Raw genomic sequence first — 26,262 nt, 5'->3', positions numbered from 1 at the left:
GATAATAATAGACCTTTAGCCAGTTTGAAACCTTTGCTACCTGGTCCTGCGGCGAATTTATCGTGAACTCAGACCCTGATTCCGCCAAAAAGTTTAGGCGGCAAGCAGCTCTTTCGCATTTGCCAGCGTATTTTTGGTGATGGCATTGCCTCCGAGCAGACGCGCCAACTCCTGAAGACGGGCACGTTTATCGAGAGGTTGCATATGCGTTTCAGTCATCGCGCCATCGGTTTCTTTGCTCACATAGAAGTGATGATGACCGCAGCCCGCAACCTGTGGCAGGTGCGTAACACACATCACCTGGGTCGATTCGCCCAACTGGCGCAGCAACTTGCCGACGACCGCGGCCGTCGGTCCACTAATACCCACATCCACTTCATCGAAAATCAGCGCCGGTGTTTCCATTTTCCGTGCGGTGATGACCTGAATTGCCAGCGCAATGCGTGACAATTCGCCACCCGATGCCACTTTAGAAATAGCCTGTAACGGTTGACCTGGGTTGGTGGTGACGCGGAACTCAATGCGGTCAGCACCCTCAGCCGTCAGGTTGTGTTCATCAAAATTGACGTCGATTGCAAAAACGCCATGCGGCATCGAAAGCATGTGCATGCTTTCGGTAATCAACTGGCTCAGCTCCTGCGCATAAGTTGCACGCTGCGTATGGAGGAGTCGGGCACTTTCCAGCGCCTGCTGGTGATGTTTGCCGACGGCAAGTTTCAGCGTTTCCTGAGAGTCAGCCTGATCGTCCAGTTGCTGCTGCTCATCCAGCAGAGATTGATGGAACTGCGGCAACGCTTCCGGACTGACGTGATGCTTACGCGCCAGGGCAATCTGCTTCGAAATACGCTGTTCCAGCTCATAGAGTCGGTTCGGGTCGAGATCCAGACGGTCGCAGTAATGGCGCAACTCATCGCTGGCCTCGCTGATTTGGATGGCAGCTTCTTCCAGCATATTAAGCACGTCTGACAGACTGGCATCCATGCCTGCCAGTTCGGTGACCATCTGACGTGCGGTATAAAGCTGGCTTTGCAGGTTGGCATCTTCACCGTCTGCAAGCAGATTCAACGCGTGCTGGCTGGTACTGAGCAACTGACCGCTATTGGCGAGACGTTTGTACTCTTCGTCAATCTGCTCAAATTCACCGGCCTGCGGATTAAATTCGTTCAGCTCTTTCAACTGGTATTGCAGCAATTCGGCGCGGGCGGCGCGCTCCTGACTCTGTTGCTGATGCTGTGCCAGTTCACGGCAGCTCTGGTGCCAGAGGCGATAGTGTTCGGTCATTTGCAAAGTAAGCGCATACTCACCGGCATAGCCATCCAGCAGGGCTTTCTGATGCTCGGATTTCACCAGTAGCTGATGTGCATGCTGACCATGAATTTGAATCAGCAACTGGCCCAACTCACGTAATTGGGAAAGCGGAACAGCAGTACCGTTGATGAAGCCACGCGAGCGCCCGTCACTGCTGATAACACGGCGAAGTAAACACTCACGTCCATCTTCCAGTTGGTTCGCTTCCAGCCAGCGCAGTGCGGCGGGGGTATCCTTAAGGGAGAAGCGAGCGCACAGGTCGGCGCGTGCCGCACCCGCACGAACCATGTCGACTTCTGCACGGCCACCGAGACAGAGCCCAAGCGCGTCAATCGCAATGGATTTACCCGCACCTGTTTCACCCGTGATAGCCGTCATTCCGTTGAGGAAGTCGATCTCAAGCTCACGAACAATCGCAAAGTTACTAATGGTCAGTTGTGCCAACATGGTTGCTTTCCTGTATGAAAACCCATAGCTGTATTTAAATACAGTATATGACTGGTTTTATATACAGTAAAGCTCTGTATCCGGTTTCAGAATAATTTTTTTGACCAACCAAGTTTTGAGCTTAATGTATTGAAATAGCTGTAGTCTTTCGGATGAATAAGGTTCAGGTGATAGTCGCAGCGGCGAATTAATACGTCTTCACCTTCCTGGATCGGCAGCGCAATCTGGCTGTCGCAGCTGACTTCAAGGTCGCTGCGGCGGTGCGAAAAGCGCAGACGAATGGTGCTGTTGCTGTTAATTACCAGCGGGCGCGAGGTGAGCGTATGCGGGAACATGGGCACCAGTGCGATGGCGTCCAGTGATGGTGTGAGAATCGGTCCGCCTGCGGAAAGAGAGTAGGCGGTGGAACCGGTGGGTGTAGAAACAATCAGGCCGTCAGAACGCTGAGAGAAGGCGAAAACTTCATCAATGTACACTTCGAATTCAATCATGTGGGCGACTTTGCCCGGGTGCAGCACAACTTCATTAATGGCGGTGCTGATGCGTTTCTGGCAATCCTGCTGGCAGACCTGAACCTCAAGCAAAAAACGTTGCTCAGAAATGTAATGGCCTTCCAACACATCGGCCAGTTGTTGTTGAGCATTATCCGGGTCAAGGTCGGTCAAAAAGCCCAGGTTACCGCGGTTGATGCCTATGACCTTGATGTCATAACGTGCCAGCGTGCGCGCCGCCCCCAGCATATTACCGTCGCCACCGACCACCACTGCAAGATCCGCCTGTTGGCCAATTTCCGCCAGCGTACCGGTGCGCACTGAGGTCAACTTCAACTCTTGTGCAATTTGTTGTTCGACAATGACGTCATACCCTTTTGCACACAGCCAGCGATAGAGCATTTCATGTGTGGTCAGCGCGGTAGGGTGGCGTGGATGACCGACAATCCCAATACACTTGAAATGATGAGCCATTTTCTGGTGGTCCTTGTGCCAAATGAATGATGACAATGTGTCGCGTTCCCTTGAAACCCGGAAACAGATCCCCATAATAAGCGAAGTTAGCGAGATGAATGCGAAAAACGCGGAGAAATTCATGAGTAGTAAAGAACAGAAAACGCCTGACGGGCAAGCCCCGGAAGAAATTATCATGGATCAGCACGAGGAAGTTGAGGCAGTTGAATCAGACGCTTCTGCTGAGCAGGTGGATCCGCGCGATGAGAAGATTGCCAACCTCGAAGCGCAACTGGTTGAAGCGCAGACCCGCGAGCGTGATGGTGTTCTGCGTATTAAAGCCGAAATGGAAAACCTGCGTCGTCGTACCGAGCTTGACGTAGAAAAAGCGCATAAGTTTGCGCTGGAAAAGTTCGTCAACGAGCTGCTGCCGGTTATCGACAGCCTTGAGCGCGCGCTGGAAGTGGCGGACAAAGACAATGCTGACATGGCTTCTATGGTCGAAGGCATTGAGCTGACGCTGAAATCCATGCTGGATGTGGTGAAAAAATTCGGTGTGGAAGTGGTGGCTGATACCAACGTTCCGCTGGATCCAAACGTGCACCAGGCCATTGCAATGGTTGAGTCTGAGGATGTTGCCGCAGGTAACGTGCTGGGCGTGATGCAAAAAGGCTTTACACTGAACGGCCGTACCATCCGTGCTGCGATGGTGACTGTCGCGAAAGCGAAGGCCTAACCGTCTTTGCGGGGCCGGGTGAAGTTTAGGCTTTCCCGGCCCTCGTTTTTTATTCCGCCACGCTGTCCCGAATCGGTTTAACCGGAATTACCTTCACCTGCTTAATCATGTTGTCCTGCACGTCGAGAATGTCGATATCGTAGTGTTCGATACGCACGCGCGTTCCCGCAGCCGGGATCTCTTCCAGTACTTCCAGTAACATCCCGTTAATTGTCCTGGCCTCTGCTTCCGGTAGCTGCCAGTTGAATGCTTTGTTCAGCTCACGTACGTTTGCGCTGCCATCAATGATCACCGAACCGTCATTTTGCGGCGTTACCTCTTCGGCAAGGGAAGGCGACATCGAGGTGGTAAAGTCACCAACAATCTCTTCAAGAATATCTTCAACGGTGATCAGTCCCTGAATATCACCGTATTCATCCACCACCAGGCCGACTTTCTTTTTATTGCGCTGGAATTTGACCAGTTGCACGCTGAGCGGTGTGCCTTCCGGGACGTAATAAATTTCGTCGGCAGACCGCAGCATCACCTCTTTCGTGAACTCTTTTTTCTCGGTCATCAAGCGGTAGGCTTCGCGAACGCGCAGCATGCTGATGGTGTCATCCAGTGAACCACGGTAAAGGACAATGCGGCCATGAGGAGAGTGGGTGAGCTGGCGAACAATGGATTTCCAGTCATCGTTGATATCGATGCCGACAATTTCACTGCGCGGGACCATGATGTCATCAACGCTGACTTTTTCCAGATCGAGAATCGACAGCAGCATGTCCTGATTACGGCGCGAAATTTGCGAGCGGGACTCATTCACGATGGTGCGTAATTCGTCTTTGCTGAGTGCGCTGCTGATAACGACATCTGCTTTAATACCAACAATGCGCATCAATACCCGGGTCACGCTGTTCAGCAACCAGACCAGCGGCATCATGATGATTTGCAGAGGGACCAGCAATACGCTGCTCGGGAAAGCGACCTTTTCCGGGTAAAGTGCGGCGATAGTTTTGGGCAGGACTTCGGCGAATACCAGTACCACGAAGGTCAGCACACCTGTGGCAATCGCCACTCCGGCATTGCCGTACAAACGCATGCCGACAATGGTGCCCAACGCGGAGGCCAGGATATTGACCAGGTTGTTACCAATCAGCACCAGGCTAATGAGGCGGTCCGGCTTACGCAGGAGCTTCTCAACGCGTCTCGCACTGCGGTGTCCCTGTTTTGCCAGGTGGCGCAGGCGGTAGCGGTTAATGGTCATCATGCCGGTTTCAGAACCGGAGAAGTACGCCGAAATCACCACCATGATGATCAGGGTGACGATCAGCGTCGTGGTGGATATGTGTTCCAGAGGAAATTCCTTCTTGATTAACTCACTAGATGCTGCAGTACGCGGCTGCCAAAATAGGCCAGTGTGAGAATACCCGCACCTGCGACGTTGAACCAGACGACCCGGCGACCGCGCCATCCTTCATGATAATGGCCCCAGAGCAGAACGATATAGACAAACCAGGCGATTATCGACAATACCGCTTTATCGATATTTTCCATACTGAAGAGGTTTTTCAGATAGAACAAACCGGTACACAGAGTCAGTGTTAGCAGAACGACACCGATCTGGGTGATATGAAACATTTTGCGCTCAATGCTCATTAATGGCGGCATTTCACTACTGAAAGCCAGCCGTTTGTTCTTAAGCTGGTAGTCAATCCAGGCGAGCTGCAATGCATACATCGCGGCAATGATTAATGTCGCGTAGGCAAAAAGTGATAAGCCGATGTGCACCATCATCCCAGGGCTGGCTTCAAGGTGCGTGATGTACTCATTGGGGACGAAAATGGCAAATGCCAAATTAATAAGCGCGAAGGTATAAACAATCGGCAATAACAACCAGCCGCGATTTTTCGACGCCACAATGGTCATCACCGTACAAATCATCAGGCTGACCAGCGAACCGACATTGAGTAAGCTCAGGTTCTGGCCACCGTCATCCGGGAACAGACGTTCTTTTAGCGCGAAGCCGTGGCACATCAGGGCAATGACCGCTGAAAGCATGGCCATACGCCGCCAGCCACTGTTTTTCTGGAGCAAACCGGGAATAATCAGCGCAAGGCTTACGGAGTAACCCGCGAGAGCGAGCAGGGCGAAAACGGGCATAGTAGCGTCGACAGTTGACCGAATGAGAAAGAGAAGCAGTATAACGTCACGTGACGTTGGCTCCAACCGTTGCATCACATACATCAATAATGTCTTCATGTTATACTGCGACAAATTTCTGTTATGCGTCGCTCTGGCGGCCCATCGTTTTACCTCAGGCGAGAGACAATGTTTGATAATTTAACCGATCGTTTGTCGCGCACGCTGCGCAATATCAGTGGTCGTGGACGCCTCACTGAAGACAACATTAAAGAGACCCTGCGCGAAGTGCGCATGGCGCTGCTGGAAGCGGACGTCGCTCTGCCAGTGGTACGTGATTTTATCAACCGCGTAAAAGAAAAAGCGGTGGGTCACGAGGTCAACAAGAGCCTGACCCCGGGTCAGGAATTCGTCAAAATTGTACGTAACGAACTGGTTGCGGCAATGGGCGAAGAGAACCAGGTGCTGAATCTGGCCGCTCAGCCGCCTGCGGTTGTGCTGATGGCGGGCCTGCAGGGTGCGGGTAAAACCACCAGTGTGGGTAAACTCGGTAAATTCCTGCGCGAGAAGCACAAGAAGAAAGTCCTGGTCGTCTCTGCCGACGTTTATCGCCCGGCGGCGATCAAACAGCTGGAAACGCTGGCACAGCAGGTTGAAGTGGATTTCTTCCCTTCTGATGTTGCGCAGAAACCTGTCGATATCGTTAACGCCGCGCTGAAAGAAGCGAAGCTGAAATTCTACGACGTGCTGCTGGTGGATACCGCCGGTCGTCTGCACGTTGACGAAGCGATGATGGACGAAATCAAACAGGTTCACGCGGCGATTAAGCCGGTCGAAACCCTGTTTGTCGTCGATGCCATGACCGGTCAGGATGCGGCAAATACCGCAAAAGCGTTTAACGAAGCGCTGCCGTTAACCGGTGTGGTACTGACCAAAGTGGATGGTGATGCGCGCGGTGGTGCGGCGCTTTCTATTCGTCACATCACCGGCAAGCCGATTAAATTCCTTGGTGTCGGTGAGAAGACCGAAGCGCTGGAGCCGTTCCACCCGGACAGGATTGCGTCCCGTATTCTCGGCATGGGCGACGTCCTGTCGCTGATCGAAGATATCGAAAGCAAGGTTGACCGCGCCCAGGCTGAGAAGCTGGCAACTAAGCTGAAAAAAGGCGACGGTTTTGACCTGACCGACTTCCTTGAGCAGTTACGCCAGATGAAAAACATGGGCGGTATGGCAAGCCTGATGGGCAAACTTCCGGGTATGGGGCAGATTCCTGACAACGTGAAATCGCAGATGGACGATAAAGTGCTGGTGCGTATGGAAGCTATCATCAACTCGATGACGCTGAAAGAACGTGCTAAGCCAGAAATCATCAAAGGTTCCCGCAAACGCCGTATTGCCCAGGGCTGTGGCTTGCAGGTGCAGGACGTTAACCGCCTTCTGAAACAGTTCGACGACATGCAGCGCATGATGAAGAAGATGAAGAAGGGCGGGATGGCGAAAATGATGCGTGGGATGAAAGGTATGATGCCCCCAGGCTTCCCTGGCCGCTGATCTAAAACGGCCTGGCCTATTTGCCATTTTGGCACCGGGGTGTGCTCGTTATCCTCACGTACTATGTGTACGCTCCGGTAACTGCGCGTACGCCGGCACCAAACTGCCAGCACCGCCGACGGCCTTCTACAGCAGAGTTATTAACTGCTGATTGCTTTTTTCCCAAAAATCAGTAAAATTTTCGGGCTTTTAATATGACACCGGGCTCCGTTCCTCGACGGGGCCTGGTGTTTTATTCACACAAGAGGATGTTATGGTAACTATTCGTTTAGCTCGTCACGGCGCTAAAAAGCGTCCGTTCTACCAGGTTGTTGTTACTGACAGCCGTAATGCACGCAACGGTCGCTTCATCGAGCGCGTTGGCTTCTTTAACCCGATCGCGTCCGAGAAAGAAGAAGGCACCCGCCTGGATCTGGATCGTATCGCTCACTGGGTTGGCCAGGGCGCTACCGTTTCTGATCGCGTAGCTACGCTGATCAAAGCAGCAAATAAAGCAGCTTAATCTGTCACGGTGGTCATGATGAGCAAGCAACACGCCGCGCAGAGCCCTGTTAATCCGATTGTACTGGGTAAATTGGGATCTTCTTACGGTATCCGTGGTTGGCTCAGAGTGTTTTCCTCCACCGAAGACGCCGAAAGCATTTTTGACTATCAGCCCTGGTTTATTCAGAAGGCGGGTAAGTGGCAGAGCATTGAGCTGGAAAGCTGGCGCTACCACAATCAGGACATCGTCATCAAACTGAAAGGTGTTGATGACCGCGATGCTGCAAATTTATTGACCAATTGCGAAATTGTTGTCGATACCACGCAGTTGCCTCAACTGGAAGAGGGTGACTACTACTGGAAAGACCTTATGGGCTGCCAGGTAGTGACTACTGAAGGTTATGGTTTGGGTAAAGTCATCGATATGATGGAAACCGGATCAAATGACGTTCTCGTCATCAAGGCAAACCTGAAAGATGCATTTGGCATCAAGGAGCGGTTGGTTCCGTTCCTCGATGGGCAGGTTATCAAGAAAGTCGATCTCGCTACGCAAACTATTGTTGTAGATTGGGATCCTGGTTTTTAAACCTCCGGATATACGGTAAAAATACTGCACTATGGGGATGGGCTTGTGTTTATAGGTATTGTTAGCCTGTTTCCTGAAATGTTTCGTGCGATTACCGACTACGGGGTAACTGGCCGGGCAGTTAAAAATGGCCTGCTGAACATCCAGAGCTGGAGTCCTCGTGATTTCGCTCATGACCGGCACCGTACCGTGGACGATCGTCCTTATGGCGGCGGACCGGGGATGTTAATGATGGTGCAACCTTTGCGGGACGCCATTCATGCAGCAAAAGACGCGGCGGGTGAAGGCGCGAAAGTGATTTATCTGTCACCTCAGGGACGCAAGCTTGATCAAGCGGGCGTCAGCGAACTGGCAACGAATCAGAAACTGATTCTGGTGTGTGGTCGCTACGAAGGGGTAGATGAGCGCGTAATCCAAACCGAAATAGACGAAGAATGGTCTATCGGAGATTACGTACTCAGCGGTGGTGAGTTACCAGCAATGACGCTGATTGACTCGGTTTCCCGGTTTATTCCGGGTGTACTGGGCCACGAAGCTTCGGCAACGGAAGATTCCTTTGCTGATGGGTTGCTGGACTGTCCACACTATACCCGACCTGAAGTGTTAGAAGAGATGGAAGTACCGGCGGTTTTACTGTCGGGGAACCATGCTGAGATACGTCGCTGGCGCCTGAAACAGTCGCTGGGCCGCACCTGGCTTAGAAGACCTGAACTTCTGGAAAACCTGGCTCTGACTGAAGAGCAAGCAAGGTTGCTGGCGGAGTTCAAAACTGAGCACGCACAACAGCAACATAAACATGATGGGATGGCGTAAGCCCCCGAATATCAGTTTACCCAGGATAAGAGATTAAATTATGAGCAACATTATTAAGCAAATTGAACAAGAGCAGATGAAGCAGGACGTACCTTCCTTCCGCCCGGGTGATTCCGTGGAAGTGAAAGTATGGGTTGTTGAAGGTTCCAAAAAACGTCTGCAGGCATTCGAGGGCGTGGTTATCGCTATTCGTAACCGCGGTCTGCACTCTGCATTCACTGTTCGTAAAATTTCCAACGGCGAAGGCGTTGAGCGTGTCTTCCAGACTCACTCTCCGGTAGTTGACAGCATTACTGTCAAACGTCGTGGTGCTGTACGTAAAGCTAAACTGTACTACCTGCGTGAGCGTACTGGTAAGTCTGCTCGTATTAAAGAGCGTCTTAACTAAGATTCGCTTTCGCGACATCCAAAGTTATTGTGTAAAAACAAGGGGTTGGCATCATGCTAGCCCCTTTTTTATTGCCCTAAGTCCACCAATTGACCACAGAAAACATGGACAGTGGACAGTGTGGACAATAAAAAACCCGCTTTCGCGGGCTTTTACTCAGAATGCCATGTGTGTTTGTCCGCCGCCCTGGGGGTGAGGTGGCGCGGCGCTTATCAGATTAGGCTTGATTATCGATCTGACAAAGGTTTCATGCGTAACGAACGTGTGTCCGCATTCGATATTCTGGCACTGGATGTAGCGCTCTGTTGTCTGGTTGGATACCTGAAACGAAGACCGGGTGTGTCCGGCGTTTCCACATAGCGGGCAGTTAATCATGACAGACGTCTCCGTTTTGCATTTTTAAGAATGATAACCTTGAATCTTGCAAAATCAAACCGCTTCGTTTCCATCCATTTCAAGATCAGAGATTTTGACCTCAAGCTCCAGTGAGGTTGTGAAACCTCCGTCACTGCTGAGTGAATTTGTGACCGTGGTTATAATCCAGTCGGCAGTATCTATAACCGGTTTAAAGCCGAAAACCTTAACAGGCTGCTCAGGGAACAGCTCTTCCCGACCCATTGCCAGATTTATTGAAAACGACGCCACGCCCCGTTGTATGCGTGACCAGTTTTCTTTAGCCGCCCGCTCAGCGTTGGCTTTGTTGGCATACGTTCGGCTCAGCACCAGGACATTTTCATCCGTGCCGATGAGATATTCCCCCTGCTTAGCTTCAGGTGTTTTGGTGGGTTTTGCTGTTTTACGCCTGCGTCGGCGGCGCACTTTAACTGTCTGTTTCTTTTTGGCTTCGCGGGTATGTAACCAGGATGCCACTACGCCTGTATACGCACTTCTGTCAACAATGCTGAACCGATGCTGATCGCCGGAACTTCTCTCAATGATTGCCACTGGCAGAGGCTTCCCGCTGGCTGATTTACCCTGGCCCTGTCTGATGAATGTCAGGGTTCCGCTTTTTATCGCAGCGATAGCACCAAATTGTTTCGCAAGTCTTGTCAGAAATGACCCATCGCTTTCATTCGTCTGGTCGATATGGTCAACCTCCAGTTCGCCCAGATCGACCCCCACACCAACAGTCAATTTATGCCGGGCAGCTATCTCTTTTAATACCTGGGATATTTTGATTTTGTGCCATGATTTTTCTCTCTTGATATTCAGCGTCTGCCTGAAATCAGCACTTCGGGCGCGAACGCTGACACGGTCAGGTGCGCCGCTATGCTCGATTTCATCAACAGTAAACTCCCCCTTTCCTTCCAGCGGTTGACCCAGCCAGCCCAGCCATAACGTTAACACCGCGCCTCGCGGCGGCAGCTCAAGAAGACCGTCTGCATCATCCAGTTCAAGGTCCAGCATGTCGGCCTCAAACCCACGATTATCAGTGTGCGTTAGCGAAATTAACCGGGGCGAGAGGTCAGTGGTGACGTCCTTGTTATTGACCCTGAGTCGATAATCCGGGACGACACTCACTCCGGCAAACATGGTCATTTCTGTCACGACAATAATCCCCCGACAGTTTTTGATACCGAACTGGCGGCGTTTTTTACCGCGCTAATTGCGGAGTCCTGGAGCTGAGAAAGCTCGCCGGACAAATCGCCCAGCATCTGACTCAGGGATTCATCCATGCGGGTCAACTTGATCGTGAATTCAATTTTTCTTGGTGCGCCGTTGCTGAGTTGTTCAGACTCATTTTTACTAATTTCATCAATGACAAACATCCCGTAAATCGTCCCGTCCCCCCTTATCAAGGGCCAGCCTTTTCCTGTTTCTGCCATTTTTTCCAGAACCAGTAATGACAACCTGCCCCCGGTAACTGAGGGCATCAACACCCCAGACAATGTAATTGTGTCGGCGTCCGGCCCCAGAAATTGCAGAGCAGGCCGCTTGCCTATGCGGTTGTTACTTGCATGACGCCACTGCTGCATTTGTTGCAGTTGCTGGAAAGGGATCGTGCGCAACGTGAAAACAAAAAATCCAAGCACCATCATCATTATTCAATATCTCCTGTATCGGTGTAACGACTGCGCATACGTGCGGCCTCGCGCCGTTGCAATGCCTCCATTTTTCGCATGACCTGTTCGACCAAATCATCGGCGTTTTGCCCTGGCTGCTGGGTAATATGGAAAATTGCCTGGATCGGTGCGGGTTGTGAAACATTGGCAGTGCTGGCCCGGTTAACGTTTACTGCTGAACGATATTCCCCAGCGGGCAAACTGTAGGGGTGCAACCCTGCATTTGCTGATGGTGTCCCTCCAAATGCTAACGCGGTTGCCGCTGCCAGCGCTGCTGTTTTCCGGCGGCTTAAAATATTAACGGGGCCGTTCACCAGTTCGGGGCCAAATTCCCCGACGATTCCTGTTGAGCCTGCTGGAATGTAACCGCCGTTGTCATGCATGGTCAGAGGGGTGAATGGTGCGGCGTAGGGATTCCAGGTTTCCTTCCCCGGCGTGGTGATGCCGTAATTGTTGTAACCCCCTGGCGATGCCCCTACCTGTGGATTACCGGCAATGTCATTTCCTTTGGGTAACTTTGCTGACTCCTGCTGTACCAGCCCCATTTTTTCAAGAAGCCACGATACCCCCGACTTAAGTGATTCCAGTGGGTTCAGCACGATGTTAAGACCATCAGCTAGCAACTTACCAAAGCTGCGTCCCATAGCTCCGGCATTGTCCAGTTCTTCAGCCGTTGAATGCACAGGTGTAAGCAGATCACGGAACCAGCCTATAAGCCCCTGGACTTTATCGCCAATCCACTGGAAAACAGGCTGGAGCGGGGCAAAGGCTTCTTTTATCGGGGCTGCCGCCGCCTGGAATCCTTCAACGACTCCCAACAGAAACGCTTTAATTGGCTCCCAGTATTTCCAGATGACAAGTGCAACCGACGCCAGCGCGGCAACAACCAGGCCGACAGGACTTAAAAGGAAGCCGAGTACCGTTGAAACACCAATGAGCGCCATGCGCAAAACAGCGACCGGGCCGGAGGCGATAAACGCGATAGCACGCCCCAGACCACTCAACAGGCTTCGACCGGCGGCTACCGGATTCATTATCATGCCTGTTGCAGCGGACACCCCCGACATTGCCCCACGGAAAAGACGCAGCGGAGCACTGGCGACGGCGCTAAGGGCATTCCCGGCGATACCCACAGACGCCCGCAGTGCATTCAGCGGGGCGGCAACCAGACCGGTGCTGCCGCCAGTGGCACGCATTCCGCGCCGAAGGATAGATAATGGGGTCGACCCCAGCCAGGAGAGAACATTCCCCGTGCGCCTTGCGGCCTCACCGACTACCCCAAGGGATTTGATACCCAGCACGTTTAGACTTAACCGGGCCATCGCCAGCGGGCCAAGTATGGCGGCAACCGCCATTCCCAGGGTTCCGACCACGACAAGCAATGCCGCAGTGGCGGCGGTGACTTTCATCAGGGTTCCTGCCAGCTCCGGGTTGTTCTCAACCCAGCGACGGATTAAACCAGTGACTTTTTTTATCATATTCATGATATCCATCAGCGGTTCCCTGAGTGTTTCGCCCAGGCTGCTCATGGCATTCTGCGTACCTGCTTTGACCAACATCCATTGCGCTGAAAGCGAGTCTGCGTTGATATCAGACTCTTTCTGCATTGACCCTTCTGAGGCTTTCCCTTTAACTAGATCAAGCTGCTTGTAGAGCTCGCCCATGTTGTATGCCAGCTTGCCCGCAGCCGTACCGTACTCTTTGCCAAACAGCTGCGTCAGGACGTTCATCCGTTTATCTTCAGGCAGCTTATTAACCATCTCCAGCACTTTGATGATGGTTCCCATGGCGTCTTTTGACATGGCTTTTTCGAGCTTCTCTGGTTTCAGCTTCAGTGCATCCATGCCATCCATGAACCGGTTAGACTGCATGCTGGCAATGGACAGCTCACGCACCATGGCATTTGCTGCTGTTGCTGCCACTTCTGGCCCTGCCCCCAGGGTAAGGAATGTGGAACCGAGCGCAGCCGCTTTTCGAAAATCGAGTTTGTCAGCCACACCGCCCATGCGCTGCATGACGTTGATAATGTCAGCGCCTTTTGACATCGCGTTATCGTCGAGGTAGTTGATAACGTCCCCGAGCTGTTCAATGTTTTTTATCGGCACTTTGTAGAGGTTGGCGATTTTGCCCAGGTCTTCCGCTAACTGGTCGGCGGGTAGCTCAAACGCGGTGGCGGCTTTTGCAGATACTGAGGCGAAACTGAGTAACTCTGTTTTCAGTTCTTCCCATGTTTTGGCGTCTTTGCCTATCCCCATGCGCGCCCCGCCCTCAACAAGGGCAGCGTAATCAATAGCCCCATTTTGCATGGGCAACTTTTCCGCTGCCGCCTTGATTTCCTTCTGCATTTCATAGAATTGTGGAGTTCTATTACCTTTGTCATCACGCAGGCCATTAACCTGTTTTGCAACACCTTTCATGGCGTCTTCAAGACTGGCATAGTCTTTCACCGCAGCGACAACCGGCGCACCCATAGCTACACCTGTAGCCGTCGTTGCCGCTGACGCCCCGGCGATTTTGTCGCGGGTCTCCATGGTCTTGTTGTACTGCTCGCGGGCGTTGGATAACCGGCGCTGCTGATCACCAGCACGCTTTAGCCTGGCCTCCTGTTCTGCAAGTTCGCTATTGAGCTTCGCTGTCTGCGACCTGATTTGCTCAGTGGCCCCCGCTGCGTCCTTAGAGGAAAGCCCCATGCGGTCTAACTCAGTACGTAGCGTGCTGAGCTGCTGGGTTTCTTTCTGCTGCTGGGTTTCCAGACGCGAAACAGCCCGCCACTGGTCTTCAACAGCTTTGGTCTGCTTCCTGGTGGGGCTTTCCATGCCGGAAAGCTCCCGCGTCATCATCTGCGCACGCAGGCGGGCGGTTTCCAGTTCACCGTCAAGGCGGCTGATTGACCCCGTAAGTGTGCCGATGCTTTTCACTTTTGCACCGGCAGCGTCAAGGGCTTTCAATTGTTCGCGGGAGTTTTTGACGGCGTTTGCCAGCTCCTGAGTGCTGGCCCGCGCCTCTTTGAAGGGGCGCGTCAACTTATCGACTGCGCCTAAAATTACCTGTAACCGGAGATTACGATCACTCATCTGATGCCCCGCTACGTAGAACCGCCTTATGCCTCCACTCCAGTAGTTCAGTGAGTGACATCACGTCCGTAACGGGTGGCGTCCAGTGAAAAATAGTGGCGATATCTGCCACCAGGTCTTCTACTGTCAGGCTGTCAGGGAATCGGCAATCACCGATTTCTTCAACAAAAAATAAACCACCTCGACAGAAAGAGTGACCAGATCAGCCGGGTCCATTTCATTGATTTCCTGCTGGGTGAGGGCCGGTGTGGTGACGCGTGGTAATACAGTCATCATTGCATTCACGTCCATATCCATCAGCGCCTGTAAACGGGTTCCGCGAAGCGCCCCAGATTGTGGTTTACGCACAACGACACTTTCGATAGCGCTGTTACCACGCATGATCGGGGTATCCAGCGTTACAACTTTTTCGGTAGACACGGTCACTTTGGTTTCATCTTTCATTTTTTTGTTCCTGTTAAGTCACTTAGCCAGTAAGGCGGCGCGGCGAACCGCACCGAATATAATCAAAGTCCCAATGCAGAGCGGTGCGCTTCCAGCATGTCGATGCCGTTGATGATTTCGATCATGTTGATAGTGTCTACCTCATAGCAAACCTCACCGTTGATGGTCAGTTTCGCGTAGGTGTTGGTGCTCGATACTTTGGTGGTGTTGCTTTCGCCCGTCTTCCATTCTCCGGAGTCCAGCTCTTTGTGACGACCACGGACCAGCAGTTCAACGGCCTGTACTTCACCGGTGTCATCTCGCTGGATAGAACCCGTGAAGCGCAGCTGGATACCGTCAACTGTTGCGGTTCCCATCTGCTTAAAGAGCAGAGCCTCTGAGCCACCGATAGAGAATTCAGTATCCAGCGCACCATCGTCCAGGCCCATATCAATATCAGCCGCGCCAGGCATACCGCCACCGCGATATTTTTCAAACTTACGGGTGAACTTTGGCAGGGTCAGTGACTCAACGATCCCCTGCCAGTTGTCGCCGTTGTTGAATAAATTCAGGTGTTTCAACTTGCGTGGTAAAGCCATTTTTTAATCTCCTTACGCGCTAACCTGGCTTGCGAAATCGACCAAATACTGGTCAGTGATGCGCTGGCGCAACATCAGGTTTTCGAGCGGTGGAACAGGGGTATAGTCGTAATCAATCGCGAGCTTGCCCGCTTTCAACGTGTCTTTATCGTTTGCCGATTCATCCAGCCAGCAGTCAGCGCCAAGCAAATAACCCTGATTTACCAGACTGCGGAGTTTTGCCTGGATACCACCGATGATGTCGCGGGCCAGCGAAGGGGTTAACGGCTTATCGACGGCCCACATGTGGGCCTCTGCCATCGTGTCTGCCAGCACTTGCGCGGTGCGAGTGTAGTTTTCAAAGGCGTAGAGAGGGTCATCGCTCAGGCAGCGTGAACCCCAAAAGCGGAAGCCATCCTGACGGATCAGCGTGGTGATATCGTTCTGGTTCAGCAACCCTGCATCGGTTGCCGGATCCTGCAAATCCCAGAAGACGTCGGCAGAAATGCCGGTGACACCGTTGACTGCGACGTTAGACAGGGTTTTATGCCAGCCCGTGTCGTTGTCGATTTTGGCGCGCATACCCAGCGCGCGAGCGGTGGCGTAAGCATTGGCATCAGCTTTCAGCACCGTGTCGAAGCTGATGAAATCAGGCCAGATGAGCATTCCCTCGCGCTGCCCGAAGTTGGCACGGTAATCGATCACCTCTTCGACGGTTTTACAGCCATAAGCCGACAGATAGGCAAAGCCACGCAGGCTTTGCGCCACACTCAGTAACTCACTGGCAACCGCCTTTGTATCATGCCCAGGTACGCCCAGAATGCGGGGTTTAACGCCGCATTTTGCTTTGGCTGCCAGAAGGGCTTTCATGCCCGTGCGCTTGCCATCGGCGGTGACGCCGCCGATGATGTTAGCCGTGGTTTCAGCTTCGGTTTCACCCTGAGCCACGCGTACAACAACGGTGACAGGCTTTGCCTGATCGCCAATGGCATCAAGCGAACGTGCCAGGGTGCCGCTTTCGCCAGCTTTGCCGCTGGCAGTCAGTACGTCGGTCAATAAGACCGGAGTATTTAAAGGAAAAGTGGTTGCGTCGGCATCATCTGCGGTGCAGACCATACCGACAATAGCGGTGCTAACAGTTGTGATTGTGCGCGTGCCGTCGTTGATTTCCTCAACACGGACGCCATGATGATAATCCTGCGCCATAAAGCGAATCTCCACATGTGGGTGTGCTTCGCTATGGTGAAAGGGGACGCCTTAATGCGCGATGACGTAACGTTGTGCCAGGAATGACACAAGATTAAGATTTCAGGATGGTCACTTTAAAATTAAGCGCGGAGTATCGAGCACCGTCAAAAATGACCGTCCTGCTGAGGAATCAAGACGCCGGGAACTTTTTGTAGAGAGTCGACACTCCAACATCAAAGATAATGGCTACGTTTTTTCTTGTCTGTCCGGCAGCAATCAACCTTCCTGCCTGTGCCCACTGTTGCGCCGATAATTTCGGCTTTCGACCCCCGATCCTACCTTCAGCGCGTGCAGCAGCCAACCCGGCGCGAGTCCTCTCCACAATTAGTTCACGCTCCATCTCTGCCAGCGCACCCATGACATGAAAGAAAAAGCGACCCATAGGCGTCGATGTATCAATACTGTCGGTAAGGCTGCGGAAATTGACGCCACGCTCCCTTAGCTCTTCAACTAAGACGACCAGGTGACGCATACTGCGTCCCAACCTGTCTAATTTCCAGACCACCAACGTATCTCCTGCGGACAGGGATTTAAGTAGTTTTTTAAGACCCGGGCGCTCAGACGTTTTACCTGACATTTTATCTTCGAAAATTAGTTCACATCCTGCGCTATTGAGCGCATTCCTTTGCAGTGCGGTGTTCTGGTCATTTGTTGATACACGCACATAGCCTACCTGCATGATTTTTCGCCCATAAAAGTACTTTTAAGAGCCGGTATAGTATCGAGTAATGTCATTTCTGACCTTGCTGCAGAGAATGGCCAACACGACCAGAAGTGATCGGGTTTATACAAAATGTTGGTTTAGGAGGATTGGGGATCGGTAGCGCGTTACCTGTAGGTGTACCCGTCCCGTGGCCGACCGCAACGCCGCCGACTGGCTGGATAAAATGCAACGGTGCGCCGTTCTCAGCGACCACGTATCCGCAACTGGCCGTGATTTTTCCGTCACTGGTATTACCTGACCTGCGCGGTGAATTTATTCGTGGCTGGGATGACGGTAGGGGAATTGATGTGGGCCGCACCCTGCTGAGCGACCAGCTAGGTACGTTCGTTTCCGTAGACATTAACTACGCTGATAACGGACTGGTTGGCGCAATTGGTACAACTGACGGCACTGGTGGTATAGCTAACGTGAACGGCGATACGATTACTACACCACTCACGAAAACTGCTTTTCAGTATGCCGCCGTTTCTGGTCTGGGGGCGTCAACGTCTCTACCGGGGAATACGGTAGCAACCCGTCCACGCAACGTTGCATTTAACTATATTGTGAGGGCTGCATAATGACGATTGCAGTGTTAGATAAAGAAAAAATTGCAGCAGAAGCAGGTTTCATCACTGTTTATAACTACTCTGCGCAAACGGGTGAGTATACCGGTGCGGCAGAAGAGTACCTTGCAATCGGTGTGGGTCTTCCTGCCTTTTCAACCGAAAACCAGCCCGCTGATACCCCGGCTGGTTTTGTGGCTGTATTTACTGGTGGAGCGTGGGAGCAACGCGAAGACCACCGTGGCAAAAAAGTTTATTCAACAACCGACCGCAGTCCTTCCGTCATTAATTATATTGGCGAGATAAAAGAAGGATTCGTAACCGAAGTTCCGGTGACTCAGTATGACATCTGGAACGGTGAACATTGGGTCACGAATAACACTGCAATGCAAGCGGCTGCTGTTGAGGCAGCGGACACATACAAACAACAGCTAATTGATGTAGCCTTGTTATCAATCAACCTGATTCAGTTAAAGTTACAGGCTGGTCGAAAATTGACTACCGCCGAAACCACCAGGCTGAATATCGTACTTGATTACATCGACGCGGTGACAGTGACAGTTACAACCACCGCGCCAGATATCAATTGGCCTCCGGCACCGTAGACCATTCAATACCGGGAGCTGTTGACGTATCAATTCTGCTCAATAGGACCCGGTATTTTTTCCAGGACAGCAACGCTGCTGTTTCCCCTGGGGTCGCCATTCCCAAATCGACGGCATCCTGTAGGACACTGATTTTGCTTGTTGCTGTCTGCATCAGTGACGATTTTTGCGAAACTGCCAGAGCAATAATCTGTTCCTGAGTCGGAGCGGGTTCATCTACCCAGGCTGGCCTGCCGTTATTCTCCCCCAATAATTTTCCAGGTGGTGGCGTCTGCTTCCAGAATATCGCAGCCTCTTCATCAGTTGCCAGTACAGCGTCGGAAGGCCAGGTTTCATCGTTGTAAGTACCGTCGTCTTTCCATTCAACCGGGATGAAGGAGTTAAGAGCTGGTGAGAAATAAGCTGTAGTCATGGTTAATACCCTATAGCAAAAACAAATGCCGTTAACCCGGCAGCACCCGTGCCGCTGATACGCAGCATGAAGTTGCTAAACGTTTTGGGTGTTGGATCGGATATGTTGTTGAAAGTCAGAGTTGGGTAATCAGCGCCCGACGTTCCCTGTCGATGAAATGTCCCCCATACCCCCAATCTGGCATTAGGAAATGGCGTTGGGTATGTCCATGCAGTATCGCCGCCAGCACCTGAGATAACGGTCCCCCACTGGACAATTAACCCGCCAGGAACATCAGGAATACGAATGTAATCGTTAGCTGAGAATGTCCGCTTGTTAAATAAGCTCATCACCGCCGCAACGCTCGGTAATAGATTCGTAGCCGTGCCTGTCGCCATTTGCGAGTTTGTCGCAACCCCCTGTTTTGCCGCCTCTCCCAAACCAAGGTATGTGAGAATGCCAGCCACGTCTTTTCCGCTGAGATTCGTCAGCGTGCTATTAAGTGGTTGTTTTCCAGCCAGGGCATTAATCACTGTTGTAGAGAAATTTGGATCGTTTCCTAAGGCGGCTGCCAGCTCAATCAAAGTGTCCAGCGCTGCCGGTGCTGCTGCCACGATTCCGGCAATAGCCGATTTCACAAACTCAGTGTTGGCAATTGCTTTGCTGCTATCTCCGGCAGTTGGAGTGGGGGCTTTGGGTGTTCCTGTCAACGTTGGACTATTCAGCAGACCGGCGGCATATGTTTTGGCCTCCACTAGTTTTTCGTCGGCGTACTGACGGGTTGCCAGCACCACAGACGGGTCGATTTTCAAAGTGATGTTGTCCGTGCTGCTTGTAATCAGCACCATGCGCACCGTTTGTGTGCGTCCGCTGCCTTCAGTCAGCACTGGCTTATAACTTTCCGGGCAGTTGCCTACGGCGATCAGCGCCCCGGTATCGTCAAACAGGCCAATCTCACGAATCCACCACCCCCCCTCTGTTTCAGGGATGACCTGCTCAGCAATAATCTGGCTGCTGTTTTGCGGGTCTGCATATAGCTGATTAAGCGCGGCGCGGCGTTTCTCACCCACAAGTTTTGTTTGCTGGGCATTTGGCGTGGGCAATACTCCACCGCCATCGCCTACAGCCATTTGAGTAATTTTTAGCGGGACGCCGAGCGCAGTAGCGCTGGTCAGTTTCGCCGCTCCGATATCGGTCAGGAGGGTATAAAATTTTGCGCTCATGGACTCACTCTCATGGTGTCGATAAGGTGAACGGCCCCGCCCTCGTAAGCAGTGCCACAGGAAATAATGGTTTCATTGATGTACGGGTAAACCGTGATTTCTTCGCCTGAATAATTGGCGGCAGCTACGAAATAAGGCCCGTTTGTTTGCAGATTGATAGACATACCGACCAGGTGCCGACTACAGGGTTTCGCATCACTGATCAGCCGCTCCATTTCGAGATAGATGTCTTCGGTTATGCCCTGATCCGCAACGCCGACATCCAGCCTGAACGTGCCAGGTTCTTCACCTGTCTGCCACCACTCAATTACTCTGATCAGAAAGCCGAAGGGTTTAACTACGCGGCGAATGGCGCTGATTGTTCCCTTGTGCTGATGGATATAAAAAGCGTCCTGGATGACTTGTCGCTTAACGGCTTCTGTCCAGTTTTCATCCCAGCGGTCTACGGAAAAGGCCCAGGCCAGATAAGGAAGAAAAGAGGCGGGGCATTTGACGGGGTTCCACAGATCCCTTAGCGGCACATCTAACCCGGAAATGCCGCTGCCTACTTGAGCAAGACGCCGCTCCAGAGACGATGAGCCTGGCGGGAGAAGACTGTTATTCATCGGTCCCCCCCGGAATTACTTCCCAGGATGTACACCATGACGCCTGCGTTTTGGTCAGAACTACATCGGCAGCAGGGGAAGCCAGCTCCACCCGCTGGACCCCTTCAACGTGCAGGGCTGCATAAATGGCTGAGCGTCGGATGTCACGCCCCAGCCGTTTGACGCTGGCGATGTAGTTTTGCAACTTAGCTTTGGCGGCAACCAGGATCGGCTCCGCTTCGGGGCCGGGGTAAAAATAGAGCGTAGCGCTAATCTGGTAAGGGATGATTTGCGCCGCCTGCACGGTCAGGCGATCAGCCACCGGGCGCACTGACTCATCATTCAGTGCGGTTTCCACCACTGCCAGCAGGTCAGCCGGTGCAGTGCCGTCATCATCACGACCGAGTACCGTCACGACAACGACAGCAGGAGAGGGACTGGTCGCGGATACGTCAGCAACTCTGCCGTCTGCACTGCGGGCGTGGAATTCATAGGCTGCCGTGGGGCCAGCCACAGACAATCCTTCAAACGCTTCCGGTACCCGCAAGCGCAATTCTTCGTCGGATTCCATCACAGCATCGACCGGCGGGATGGCATCTGCATTTGCTGGACTGACAACCAGACGCTGTACATTGTTGTTCGCGGCGAGCTGGTCAAGATCGCTGCTCAGTGCATACGCCACCATAACGGCTTGCGCGGCTTCGTTGATACGCTGTCGCAGCAGAATTTCGCGGTAGGTGTTTTCCTGCAACACCTTAACCACCGGGTCTGATTCCAGCGCCAGCACCTTTGTCACGGCCTCCTGTTCATCCGCAGGATACAGGGCTATCAGGTCGGCTTTACGCTGGGCCAGCAGGATTTCAAAATCTGGTACGTCAACCACTTCAGGTGCTGGCAATTGAGATAAATCGACCGTGCTCATGCGGCACCTCCCAGGCTAACATCAAAGGCCAGCGGCGAACTGTCAGCGCGCAATCCGGCAATTTCCACAACCATCGTTCCGTCAACACCTGTTTCAATGCTGACAGTGTTCAATCGCATTCGCGGTTCCCAACGATTCAGGGCGCTGTAAATTGCTGCGTAAACACGTAACTTTCCTGCGGGATTTTGTGGCGAATCGACCAGGGAAAACAGCAGCGAGCCGTATTCACGGCGGTTAAGCCGTGACCCTACCGGCGTCATTAGAATGTCACGCACGGATTGACGAATATGATCGATATCAGTGATTGCCAGTCCGGTTTGTTGATTCATGCCGAGGTACATCATGACGGGCCTCCTGTTTTTGCACCGCCTGACACAACGCCGCCATGGACATGCGTATGGACGACTACGCCGTTAGACGACATTGGTCCATCGGTCTGCACCACAGTCCCGTTAATTCTCGTTTGAGCAGCATTGATGGTCAGGAGGTTGGTCGCCAAATCAATATTGTCCGGTGCCTCAATACGCAGGCTCGACGCCGCTTTGATTAACCAACGCCCCTGCTCTGGTTCATATTCGAGCCATCCACCATCGGGGAAAGACATCACCATGGCGTCTTCAGATGTGGACGGCGGCGGGATGTCGTCGGAGTAGATACCCGGCAACACAAACGCCGTGGTGAGATCGCCGCCAATAGACAGCAGTAACACCTGTTCGCCCACGGACGGTTTCCACCATGTGCGAGACCGACCGGCGCGCAAGGTCAGCCAGTTCAGCCATGTGGTTTCCAGCTCCCCGGTTTGCACACGGCACAGCCAGTCTTCAGCATTGACCTCAGTCACAATGCCGGTGCGAATGATGTTGAGTAGCAGCCGATACAATTCAGCCAGGTTGGTTTCATTTTTCATATGCTGAGTTTTCCACGCGGGGGCGGGCGGCGTTGAGCGGGTGATGTTGTGCCGTCACCAATACAATCATCGGGCCAGGTGTTCGATGATGAGATTCATAACCAGTTCATCTGAAGCATCTGAAATCCCAAGCAACTGACGCGCCGGGTAGGTAATTTCCGGTCCCTTCTTACTGACCCGATCACGTAACCCGTAATGGTGAACCCTTGCGATGCGGCGCGCTTTTGGGTCAAATTCAACCGCAGCGGCATCACCCGACACCTTGGTTTTCAGATATCGAGCCGTTCGAAGCCGCGTAAACATCTGCCGTTTGATGCGACCTGATTTAGCCCGTAACGGTGTTTTACGGGGTTCAAATGCGGTGCCGTCGGGGTTTTGTTGCTGCCGGATATTCTGTTGTTGTTGCTGACGAAGTTTTGTCGCCACGTCGCGCAGTAACTTGCGGCGTTGCTGCGGGGTTAATTTACTGACCAGTGCATCAAGCCAGCTCTCCACCTGGATAAAATTAGCCATGCCGCGTTTCCAGCCAGAAATCAGGTTCGTCAGGCTCATCCACCGCGCTGACGGTCGCCACGTTGCCGTTTGCGGTCACAACCACACGCTCAGTCAGGCGGAGAAAAATGGCAATGTCCACCATGTCATTTCGCAGGATATCCACCTCAAAGCGGAACACATCTTCTCTTTGCGTCGGGTTTTGCAGGGCATCGGGCTGATGCGTTGACAGCCAGTTGCAGATAACCGCCATGATAAGATTTTGGTCGCCTGAAAAGTCGGTGATAACGGCATTCAGGGTATAACGATATTCCCAGCCGTTCGCTGGTATGGCGGTGCTCACTACCTGGCCCTTGTCGACGTAGAGGTTGAGCGCTTCCGGGTTATTGCCCAGATAATCAATCGACTGACTGAGTGCCAGCCTTAGCGAGTCCGGTTTTTTCATCGTTTTTCTCCTGGCAATCCACAATCATGTCGACCTTTGCGGCGCAAATCGCCCAGTCAGTTTCTGCCTGGTCTTTAGCGAGCGAGAGATCGCCTTGTGTCTTCGGGTTACTGGCCTGAAGGGTGCAGCGTGTCACTTTCGGACAGGTGTTTAAGATAAGCGTCGGCACCTGTAAGGGTGGGGCGGTTGTGCAGCCGCATAATGTCAGCAGGCAAAGGAGTGCCAGCCCATTTCGTAACGTCGGGATTTTCATCGAGCACCTTCTGGACGTGAGCTGCGCGGACGGTTTTCGCCGTCATGATCGCAGTCTGCTTTTGCTGTAACCCGGCCTGATAACTGTCATTCAGCCTGGCCATCAGATTGACAGCGACAAGCTGACTGTTGGCGCGGGCAATTTCAGCCTCTTTTGCGGAGATGGTTTTGTCAGCCTCCCCGATCGTTTCGTGGGCGGCGACGAGCCGCCAGCCTAAAAAGGCTGACAGCGCGACGAGGACAACCAGCGCTACAATCAGCCCCTTCATTGCCCTAGACCTTGCACACACCAGGCCAGCTCACGCGCACGGCGATTTTCCAGCCCGGTGCTTTTCTCACCGTTGACATAAATCCAGCGTGGCAACTGATTACATGCCTGCCACCATTGCTGGCGCTTTAAAAATTCGACCATCGTTGACCGGCAGATTGCGCCGGTGCCAACATTGAACGACAGGCTAACCAGCGAGTCGTAAACCGACTGCGGCATTTTCACTGGCACGCAGGCCGCGAGTCGCTTTTCCACCTTCAGCACATCGGTGATGAAGTTGTCAGCCGCCTGCCGTTCGCTGATGGCCTGCCCAGGCTTAACCCCTTCGGTATGCCCGATGCCGCTTGTCCATACTCCGGCGCTGCACTGGTACGGTGTCAGCTGGCAGCCCTCATAATCTGCGATGAGCCGCAGCCCCTGCGGTGACGTCTGCAATAACTGATACTGCGGCAGTGTTGCAGCAAGGGTGAGAATGACTGCGGCGATACAACGCTTAACGATTTGCACGCTCGAACTCCTCCGGTGTGATTTTCCCGGCAGCCAGTAGCTGAAACGTCTTGCGGCGGTAGTACCAATAAACCGCGAACGTGCATGCACCGATCAGCATCGCAAAAACGGAACTCAGGTCTTTTACGGAGAAATCACCCAGCCAGGCCAGAAACAGCGCGATGGCGTAAGTGATCGCGGCATTGATTCGTTCAACATTCATTCGTCCTACTCCCAGAGTTTGATGGTCTTTACGACCGCTGAAGACGTCTGTTCCGGCAGTTCAATTTCCAGCCCGTGGGGCAGAGTCGGCCCGTGGTCAGCCAGGCCGGGATTCAGCTTCAGCACCTGCTCTGTCAGCCCTTGCGTTTTGCCGAAGTACCGCCAGCAAATCGCATCTACCGTGTCGTACTGCTGCGCCCGGACTTTCATCAGATCAGCTCTACTGTCATGTGTGGCAAGTCAAGGAAGCGCGAAATTGACCAGCGTACGTCGCGCCACAATTCGCCCAGCGTGTCCTCCATTTCCTCCGCTTTTTTGGCTCCTTCCCCTGTCGCGTCGTAGTCCCGATAACGCTCAACAATGCTCGCTTTTGCCCAACAAAAAACGGCGGTGCGGTAAAGGCGGACGCGCTCCAGCTCACCATCAATTTTTTCGCCCGGAACGTCAGCGAGTTTTTCCAGCCCTCGCTCCATCTGTCTCTGACGAAAAACAAACAGCTCCGCGTTGACCTCCGAAATTGCCGTCAACAACGCTTGCCTTAGGCGCTCATTAGTCACAGTGCCATCAGTTTTCATTGACGCCCTATACTGGGAAACGCTGATTTCGGGCCAGAAAAAAGTATTTGCGATCGTGTCGTTAGCGCCGGGTGTCACGGGTTCCGGTGACACGAATTTCATATTCATGGTTTCCCCCAAAGTTGGGCGGTGGACGGGGTTTTGACGCGGATTAAAAATCCTGTCGCCGCCCCGTGCCGCCCCGCGCGGGTGCACGATTCGTTATCCCGTTACTGCTTTTCGCAGTTGGGTTTCCAGTTGTCTGATATCGGTTTTTACGCCACAGCCTGAGTCAAGCTGTAGGGCGCGCTTAAGCTGGGTGAGGGCAGCAACAGCCTGATCGTTGGCACGCAGGGCATAGCCCATTGCTTTACACAGACGCGCACGCGATTGATCAGGCATGTCCTGGTCTTCAACCAGACCCATGACTTGCGTAAGAATGGCGGCGCTGAAGGGCTCACCCCAGGCAAATGAATTCATCGCCACATCAGAGAACTCTTCCGCGATTGCCGTCCCGGTTGTGCGGTTGAAGCGCTGCGGTAACGCCCAGCGGTGTCGGAGTGCGTGGCGGGCAATATCCAGCGCGCCGGTGTAGTCCCCTGCATCAATTCGCCAGATCATGATGTACATCGCCACGTCGTCCTGCCTGGATGAATCCGACGCCAGCAGACCAGCAATCCATGCAGAATACGCGGGTAAAAACTCCCGCTTGAGTTCGGCCTTTCGCTCATTGGACTGGACGCCCTTCAGGCGGCGCTTATGCTCGGAGAGTTGCAGCAACATGCGGCTATATCCCGTCGTTGCCATTGCTTCACTGCCGCCCTTTCGGGCGGCCTCCTGAGCCTGGATGTACTGCGTATGTGCGCGTAAGGGGTTCAT

The 26,262-nt window shown here is 53.0% G+C and carries 36 protein-coding genes; 8 read left to right on the top strand and 28 right to left on the bottom strand.

All coding sequences use genetic code 11. From position 1 onward, the window contains the following. Nucleotides 1–93 precede the first annotated feature (93 nt). Both recN and nadK read right to left on the bottom strand, forming a co-directional pair. Complete coding sequence (gene recN, locus AC5JPW_RS20745; protein ID WP_494242973.1) at nt 94–1,755, bottom strand: DNA repair protein RecN; 1,662 nt, start codon at nt 1,753–1,755, stop codon at nt 94–96. Nucleotides 1,756–1,841: 86 nt separating this feature from the next. Beyond that, nucleotides 1,842–2,720, bottom strand: a complete 879-nt coding sequence (gene nadK, locus AC5JPW_RS20740) for an NAD(+) kinase (RefSeq protein ID WP_494242972.1) — start codon at nt 2,718–2,720, stop codon at nt 1,842–1,844. A gap of 121 nt (nt 2,721–2,841) precedes the next feature. Here nadK and grpE point away from each other — a divergent pair, with 121 nt between their 5' ends. Further along, nucleotides 2,842–3,435, top strand: coding sequence for a nucleotide exchange factor GrpE (gene grpE, locus AC5JPW_RS20735; protein ID WP_494242971.1), 594 nt, complete (start codon nt 2,842–2,844; stop codon nt 3,433–3,435). 49 nt (nt 3,436–3,484) lie between these two features. Here grpE and AC5JPW_RS20730 read toward each other — a convergent pair whose 3' ends face one another. Together AC5JPW_RS20730 and AC5JPW_RS20725 are read right to left on the bottom strand one after the other, a co-directional pair. Then, nucleotides 3,485–4,771 (bottom strand): HlyC/CorC family transporter, encoded by a 1,287-nt coding sequence (locus AC5JPW_RS20730; protein WP_494243904.1) that lies wholly within the window; start codon nt 4,769–4,771, stop codon nt 3,485–3,487. 17 nt (nt 4,772–4,788) lie between these two features. Continuing rightward, nucleotides 4,789–5,577, bottom strand: coding sequence for a cytochrome C assembly family protein (locus AC5JPW_RS20725; RefSeq protein WP_494242970.1), 789 nt, complete (start codon nt 5,575–5,577; stop codon nt 4,789–4,791). A 168-nt stretch (nt 5,578–5,745) separates the two neighbouring features. Between AC5JPW_RS20725 and ffh the strand changes: the two genes are divergently transcribed. The 5 genes from ffh to rplS all read left to right on the top strand — a co-directional run bounded on the left by ffh (nt 5,746) and on the right by rplS (nt 9,377). Continuing rightward, nucleotides 5,746–7,107: a signal recognition particle protein gene (gene ffh, locus AC5JPW_RS20720; RefSeq protein ID WP_458046118.1), complete on the top strand. Its 1,362-nt coding sequence runs from the start codon at nt 5,746–5,748 to the stop codon at nt 7,105–7,107. A 253-nt stretch (nt 7,108–7,360) separates the two neighbouring features. Beyond that, nucleotides 7,361–7,609 (top strand): 30S ribosomal protein S16, encoded by a 249-nt coding sequence (gene rpsP, locus AC5JPW_RS20715; RefSeq protein ID WP_437433199.1) that lies wholly within the window; start codon nt 7,361–7,363, stop codon nt 7,607–7,609. 18 nt (nt 7,610–7,627) lie between these two features. After that, nucleotides 7,628–8,176, top strand: a complete 549-nt coding sequence (rimM, locus tag AC5JPW_RS20710; protein ID WP_494243902.1) for a ribosome maturation factor RimM — start codon at nt 7,628–7,630, stop codon at nt 8,174–8,176. 45 nt (nt 8,177–8,221) lie between these two features. Then, entirely contained in the window at nt 8,222–8,989 is a 768-nt protein-coding gene (gene trmD / locus AC5JPW_RS20705) for a tRNA (guanosine(37)-N1)-methyltransferase TrmD (RefSeq protein WP_494242969.1), read from the top strand. A 40-nt stretch (nt 8,990–9,029) separates the two neighbouring features. Next, entirely contained in the window at nt 9,030–9,377 is a 348-nt protein-coding gene (gene rplS / locus AC5JPW_RS20700) for a 50S ribosomal protein L19 (protein WP_095282974.1), read from the top strand. Between the two features lie 156 nt (nt 9,378–9,533). On the opposite strand, the gene AC5JPW_RS20695 is transcribed toward rplS, so the two are convergent. The 9 genes from AC5JPW_RS20695 to AC5JPW_RS20655 form a co-directional block, all read right to left on the bottom strand. After that, nucleotides 9,534–9,752 (bottom strand): ogr/Delta-like zinc finger family protein, encoded by a 219-nt coding sequence (locus tag AC5JPW_RS20695; protein ID WP_494242968.1) that lies wholly within the window; start codon nt 9,750–9,752, stop codon nt 9,534–9,536. A 54-nt stretch (nt 9,753–9,806) separates the two neighbouring features. Further along, entirely contained in the window at nt 9,807–10,916 is a 1,110-nt protein-coding gene (locus AC5JPW_RS20690) for a phage late control D family protein (protein WP_494243900.1), read from the bottom strand. A gap of 5 nt (nt 10,917–10,921) precedes the next feature. Further along, nucleotides 10,922–11,419: a phage tail protein gene (locus AC5JPW_RS20685; RefSeq protein ID WP_494242967.1), complete on the bottom strand. Its 498-nt coding sequence runs from the start codon at nt 11,417–11,419 to the stop codon at nt 10,922–10,924. Further along, nucleotides 11,419–14,514 (bottom strand): phage tail tape measure protein, encoded by a 3,096-nt coding sequence (locus tag AC5JPW_RS20680; RefSeq protein WP_494242966.1) that lies wholly within the window; start codon nt 14,512–14,514, stop codon nt 11,419–11,421. The genes AC5JPW_RS20685 and AC5JPW_RS20680 overlap by 1 nt, the downstream gene beginning before the upstream one ends. Continuing rightward, nucleotides 14,507–14,626: a GpE family phage tail protein gene (locus AC5JPW_RS20675; protein ID WP_494242965.1), complete on the bottom strand. Its 120-nt coding sequence runs from the start codon at nt 14,624–14,626 to the stop codon at nt 14,507–14,509. The genes AC5JPW_RS20680 and AC5JPW_RS20675 overlap by 8 nt, the downstream gene beginning before the upstream one ends. Before the next feature lie 14 nt (nt 14,627–14,640). Further along, nucleotides 14,641–14,958, bottom strand: a complete 318-nt coding sequence (locus AC5JPW_RS20670) for a phage tail assembly protein (RefSeq protein ID WP_494242964.1) — start codon at nt 14,956–14,958, stop codon at nt 14,641–14,643. 62 nt (nt 14,959–15,020) lie between these two features. Beyond that, entirely contained in the window at nt 15,021–15,536 is a 516-nt protein-coding gene (locus tag AC5JPW_RS20665) for a phage major tail tube protein (RefSeq protein ID WP_494242963.1), read from the bottom strand. A gap of 12 nt (nt 15,537–15,548) precedes the next feature. Continuing rightward, nucleotides 15,549–16,721 carry a phage tail sheath protein gene (locus AC5JPW_RS20660; RefSeq protein ID WP_494242962.1) on the bottom strand — a complete coding sequence of 391 codons (1,173 nt, stop codon included), beginning with the start codon at nt 16,719–16,721 and terminating at the stop codon, nt 15,549–15,551. Nucleotides 16,722–16,893: 172 nt separating this feature from the next. Further along, on the bottom strand, nt 16,894–17,442 hold the full coding sequence (locus AC5JPW_RS20655) for a recombinase family protein (protein ID WP_494242961.1): 549 nt from the start codon (nt 17,440–17,442) through the stop codon (nt 16,894–16,896). A 95-nt stretch (nt 17,443–17,537) separates the two neighbouring features. On the opposite strand from AC5JPW_RS20655, the gene AC5JPW_RS20650 reads away from it, so the two are divergent. Both AC5JPW_RS20650 and AC5JPW_RS20645 read left to right on the top strand, forming a co-directional pair. Further along, a complete protein-coding gene (locus AC5JPW_RS20650; protein ID WP_494242960.1) occupies nt 17,538–18,047 on the top strand; it encodes a phage tail protein in 510 nt (169 codons plus the stop codon). Then, nucleotides 18,047–18,637, top strand: coding sequence for a tail fiber assembly protein (locus AC5JPW_RS20645; RefSeq protein ID WP_494242959.1), 591 nt, complete (start codon nt 18,047–18,049; stop codon nt 18,635–18,637). Before AC5JPW_RS20650 ends, AC5JPW_RS20645 begins: the two co-directional genes overlap by 1 nt. Here the strand turns inward: AC5JPW_RS20645 and AC5JPW_RS20640 are convergent. From AC5JPW_RS20640 to gpM, 15 genes are all read right to left on the bottom strand, one after another. Then, on the bottom strand, nt 18,615–19,049 hold the full coding sequence (locus AC5JPW_RS20640; protein WP_494242958.1) for a tail fiber assembly protein: 435 nt from the start codon (nt 19,047–19,049) through the stop codon (nt 18,615–18,617). The genes AC5JPW_RS20645 and AC5JPW_RS20640 overlap by 23 nt on opposite strands. A 2-nt stretch (nt 19,050–19,051) precedes the next feature. After that, nucleotides 19,052–20,251 carry a phage tail protein gene (locus tag AC5JPW_RS20635; RefSeq protein ID WP_494242957.1) on the bottom strand — a complete coding sequence of 400 codons (1,200 nt, stop codon included), beginning with the start codon at nt 20,249–20,251 and terminating at the stop codon, nt 19,052–19,054. Next, entirely contained in the window at nt 20,248–20,856 is a 609-nt protein-coding gene (locus AC5JPW_RS20630) for a phage tail protein I (RefSeq protein ID WP_494242956.1), read from the bottom strand. Before AC5JPW_RS20630 ends, AC5JPW_RS20635 begins: the two co-directional genes overlap by 4 nt. Next, the gene (locus AC5JPW_RS20625; RefSeq protein WP_494242955.1) at nt 20,849–21,757 is read right to left on the bottom strand and encodes a baseplate assembly protein; all 909 of its coding nucleotides are present in this window, start codon (nt 21,755–21,757) and stop codon (nt 20,849–20,851) included. The genes AC5JPW_RS20630 and AC5JPW_RS20625 overlap by 8 nt, the downstream gene beginning before the upstream one ends. Further along, nucleotides 21,754–22,101 (bottom strand): GPW/gp25 family protein, encoded by a 348-nt coding sequence (locus AC5JPW_RS20620; protein ID WP_494242954.1) that lies wholly within the window; start codon nt 22,099–22,101, stop codon nt 21,754–21,756. Before AC5JPW_RS20620 ends, AC5JPW_RS20625 begins: the two co-directional genes overlap by 4 nt. Next, on the bottom strand, nt 22,098–22,664 hold the full coding sequence (locus AC5JPW_RS20615) for a phage baseplate assembly protein V (protein ID WP_494242953.1): 567 nt from the start codon (nt 22,662–22,664) through the stop codon (nt 22,098–22,100). The genes AC5JPW_RS20620 and AC5JPW_RS20615 overlap by 4 nt, the downstream gene beginning before the upstream one ends. Before the next feature lie 66 nt (nt 22,665–22,730). Continuing rightward, the gene (locus tag AC5JPW_RS20610) at nt 22,731–23,177 is read right to left on the bottom strand and encodes a phage virion morphogenesis protein (RefSeq protein WP_494242952.1); all 447 of its coding nucleotides are present in this window, start codon (nt 23,175–23,177) and stop codon (nt 22,731–22,733) included. Then, a complete protein-coding gene (locus AC5JPW_RS20605; protein WP_494242951.1) occupies nt 23,170–23,601 on the bottom strand; it encodes a phage tail protein in 432 nt (143 codons plus the stop codon). Before AC5JPW_RS20605 ends, AC5JPW_RS20610 begins: the two co-directional genes overlap by 8 nt. Further along, nucleotides 23,555–23,809 carry an Rz1-like lysis system protein LysC gene (gene lysC / locus AC5JPW_RS20600; RefSeq protein ID WP_494243898.1) on the bottom strand — a complete coding sequence of 85 codons (255 nt, stop codon included), beginning with the start codon at nt 23,807–23,809 and terminating at the stop codon, nt 23,555–23,557. The genes AC5JPW_RS20605 and lysC overlap by 47 nt, the downstream gene beginning before the upstream one ends. Next, on the bottom strand, nt 23,709–24,122 hold the full coding sequence (gene lysB, locus AC5JPW_RS20595) for an Rz-like lysis system protein LysB (protein WP_494242950.1): 414 nt from the start codon (nt 24,120–24,122) through the stop codon (nt 23,709–23,711). The genes lysC and lysB overlap by 101 nt, the downstream gene beginning before the upstream one ends. Then, complete coding sequence (locus AC5JPW_RS20590) at nt 24,119–24,628, bottom strand: lysozyme (protein ID WP_494242949.1); 510 nt, start codon at nt 24,626–24,628, stop codon at nt 24,119–24,121. The genes lysB and AC5JPW_RS20590 overlap by 4 nt, the downstream gene beginning before the upstream one ends. Further along, on the bottom strand, nt 24,615–24,830 hold the full coding sequence (locus AC5JPW_RS20585) for an HP1 family phage holin (RefSeq protein ID WP_437887749.1): 216 nt from the start codon (nt 24,828–24,830) through the stop codon (nt 24,615–24,617). Before AC5JPW_RS20585 ends, AC5JPW_RS20590 begins: the two co-directional genes overlap by 14 nt. A gap of 5 nt (nt 24,831–24,835) precedes the next feature. Further along, nucleotides 24,836–25,039, bottom strand: coding sequence for a tail protein X (locus AC5JPW_RS20580; RefSeq protein WP_494242948.1), 204 nt, complete (start codon nt 25,037–25,039; stop codon nt 24,836–24,838). Further along, the gene (locus AC5JPW_RS20575) at nt 25,039–25,506 is read right to left on the bottom strand and encodes a head completion/stabilization protein (RefSeq protein ID WP_494243896.1); all 468 of its coding nucleotides are present in this window, start codon (nt 25,504–25,506) and stop codon (nt 25,039–25,041) included. The genes AC5JPW_RS20580 and AC5JPW_RS20575 overlap by 1 nt, the downstream gene beginning before the upstream one ends. A 99-nt stretch (nt 25,507–25,605) precedes the next feature. Continuing rightward, a complete protein-coding gene (gpM, locus tag AC5JPW_RS20570) occupies nt 25,606–26,262 on the bottom strand; it encodes a phage terminase small subunit (protein WP_494242947.1) in 657 nt (218 codons plus the stop codon).

This window comes from Phytobacter sp. (assembly GCF_059074235.1).
This window is presented reverse-complemented; position numbering and strand designations above follow the sequence as displayed.

Bases quoted from the DNA above. Each gene is read 5' to 3' on its own strand.
- gpM (WP_494242947.1), bottom strand. From the start codon at position 26,262: ATGAACCCCTTACGCGCACATACGCAGTACATCCAGGCTCAGGAGGCC.
- AC5JPW_RS20605 (WP_494242951.1), bottom strand. From the start codon at position 23,601: ATGAAAAAACCGGACTCGCTAAGGCTGGCACTCAGTCAGTCGATTGAT.
- AC5JPW_RS20725 (WP_494242970.1), bottom strand. From the start codon at position 5,577: ATGCCCGTTTTCGCCCTGCTCGCTCTCGCGGGTTACTCCGTAAGCCTT.
- rplS (WP_095282974.1), top strand. From the start codon at position 9,030: ATGAGCAACATTATTAAGCAAATTGAACAAGAGCAGATGAAGCAGGAC.
- AC5JPW_RS20575 (WP_494243896.1), bottom strand. From the start codon at position 25,506: ATGAAATTCGTGTCACCGGAACCCGTGACACCCGGCGCTAACGACACG.
- AC5JPW_RS20580 (WP_494242948.1), bottom strand. From the start codon at position 25,039: ATGAAAGTCCGGGCGCAGCAGTACGACACGGTAGATGCGATTTGCTGG.
- lysB (WP_494242950.1), bottom strand. From the start codon at position 24,122: ATGAAGGGGCTGATTGTAGCGCTGGTTGTCCTCGTCGCGCTGTCAGCC.
- grpE (WP_494242971.1), top strand. From the start codon at position 2,842: ATGAGTAGTAAAGAACAGAAAACGCCTGACGGGCAAGCCCCGGAAGAA.
- AC5JPW_RS20625 (WP_494242955.1), bottom strand. From the start codon at position 21,757: ATGAGCACGGTCGATTTATCTCAATTGCCAGCACCTGAAGTGGTTGAC.
- AC5JPW_RS20645 (WP_494242959.1), top strand. From the start codon at position 18,047: ATGACGATTGCAGTGTTAGATAAAGAAAAAATTGCAGCAGAAGCAGGT.
- rpsP (WP_437433199.1), top strand. From the start codon at position 7,361: ATGGTAACTATTCGTTTAGCTCGTCACGGCGCTAAAAAGCGTCCGTTC.
- AC5JPW_RS20610 (WP_494242952.1), bottom strand. From the start codon at position 23,177: ATGGCTAATTTTATCCAGGTGGAGAGCTGGCTTGATGCACTGGTCAGT.
- AC5JPW_RS20620 (WP_494242954.1), bottom strand. From the start codon at position 22,101: ATGATGTACCTCGGCATGAATCAACAAACCGGACTGGCAATCACTGAT.
- AC5JPW_RS20640 (WP_494242958.1), bottom strand. From the start codon at position 19,049: ATGACTACAGCTTATTTCTCACCAGCTCTTAACTCCTTCATCCCGGTT.
- AC5JPW_RS20635 (WP_494242957.1), bottom strand. From the start codon at position 20,251: ATGAGCGCAAAATTTTATACCCTCCTGACCGATATCGGAGCGGCGAAA.
- rimM (WP_494243902.1), top strand. From the start codon at position 7,628: ATGAGCAAGCAACACGCCGCGCAGAGCCCTGTTAATCCGATTGTACTG.
- AC5JPW_RS20630 (WP_494242956.1), bottom strand. From the start codon at position 20,856: ATGAATAACAGTCTTCTCCCGCCAGGCTCATCGTCTCTGGAGCGGCGT.
- AC5JPW_RS20585 (WP_437887749.1), bottom strand. From the start codon at position 24,830: ATGAATGTTGAACGAATCAATGCCGCGATCACTTACGCCATCGCGCTG.
- AC5JPW_RS20655 (WP_494242961.1), bottom strand. From the start codon at position 17,442: ATGCAGGTAGGCTATGTGCGTGTATCAACAAATGACCAGAACACCGCA.
- recN (WP_494242973.1), bottom strand. From the start codon at position 1,755: ATGTTGGCACAACTGACCATTAGTAACTTTGCGATTGTTCGTGAGCTT.
- ffh (WP_458046118.1), top strand. From the start codon at position 5,746: ATGTTTGATAATTTAACCGATCGTTTGTCGCGCACGCTGCGCAATATC.
- nadK (WP_494242972.1), bottom strand. From the start codon at position 2,720: ATGGCTCATCATTTCAAGTGTATTGGGATTGTCGGTCATCCACGCCAC.
- AC5JPW_RS20665 (WP_494242963.1), bottom strand. From the start codon at position 15,536: ATGGCTTTACCACGCAAGTTGAAACACCTGAATTTATTCAACAACGGC.
- AC5JPW_RS20685 (WP_494242967.1), bottom strand. From the start codon at position 11,419: ATGATGATGGTGCTTGGATTTTTTGTTTTCACGTTGCGCACGATCCCT.
- AC5JPW_RS20695 (WP_494242968.1), bottom strand. From the start codon at position 9,752: ATGATTAACTGCCCGCTATGTGGAAACGCCGGACACACCCGGTCTTCG.
- AC5JPW_RS20690 (WP_494243900.1), bottom strand. From the start codon at position 10,916: ATGACCATGTTTGCCGGAGTGAGTGTCGTCCCGGATTATCGACTCAGG.
- AC5JPW_RS20680 (WP_494242966.1), bottom strand. From the start codon at position 14,514: ATGAGTGATCGTAATCTCCGGTTACAGGTAATTTTAGGCGCAGTCGAT.
- AC5JPW_RS20615 (WP_494242953.1), bottom strand. From the start codon at position 22,664: ATGAAAAATGAAACCAACCTGGCTGAATTGTATCGGCTGCTACTCAAC.
- AC5JPW_RS20660 (WP_494242962.1), bottom strand. From the start codon at position 16,721: ATGGCGCAGGATTATCATCATGGCGTCCGTGTTGAGGAAATCAACGAC.
- AC5JPW_RS20670 (WP_494242964.1), bottom strand. From the start codon at position 14,958: ATGAAAGATGAAACCAAAGTGACCGTGTCTACCGAAAAAGTTGTAACG.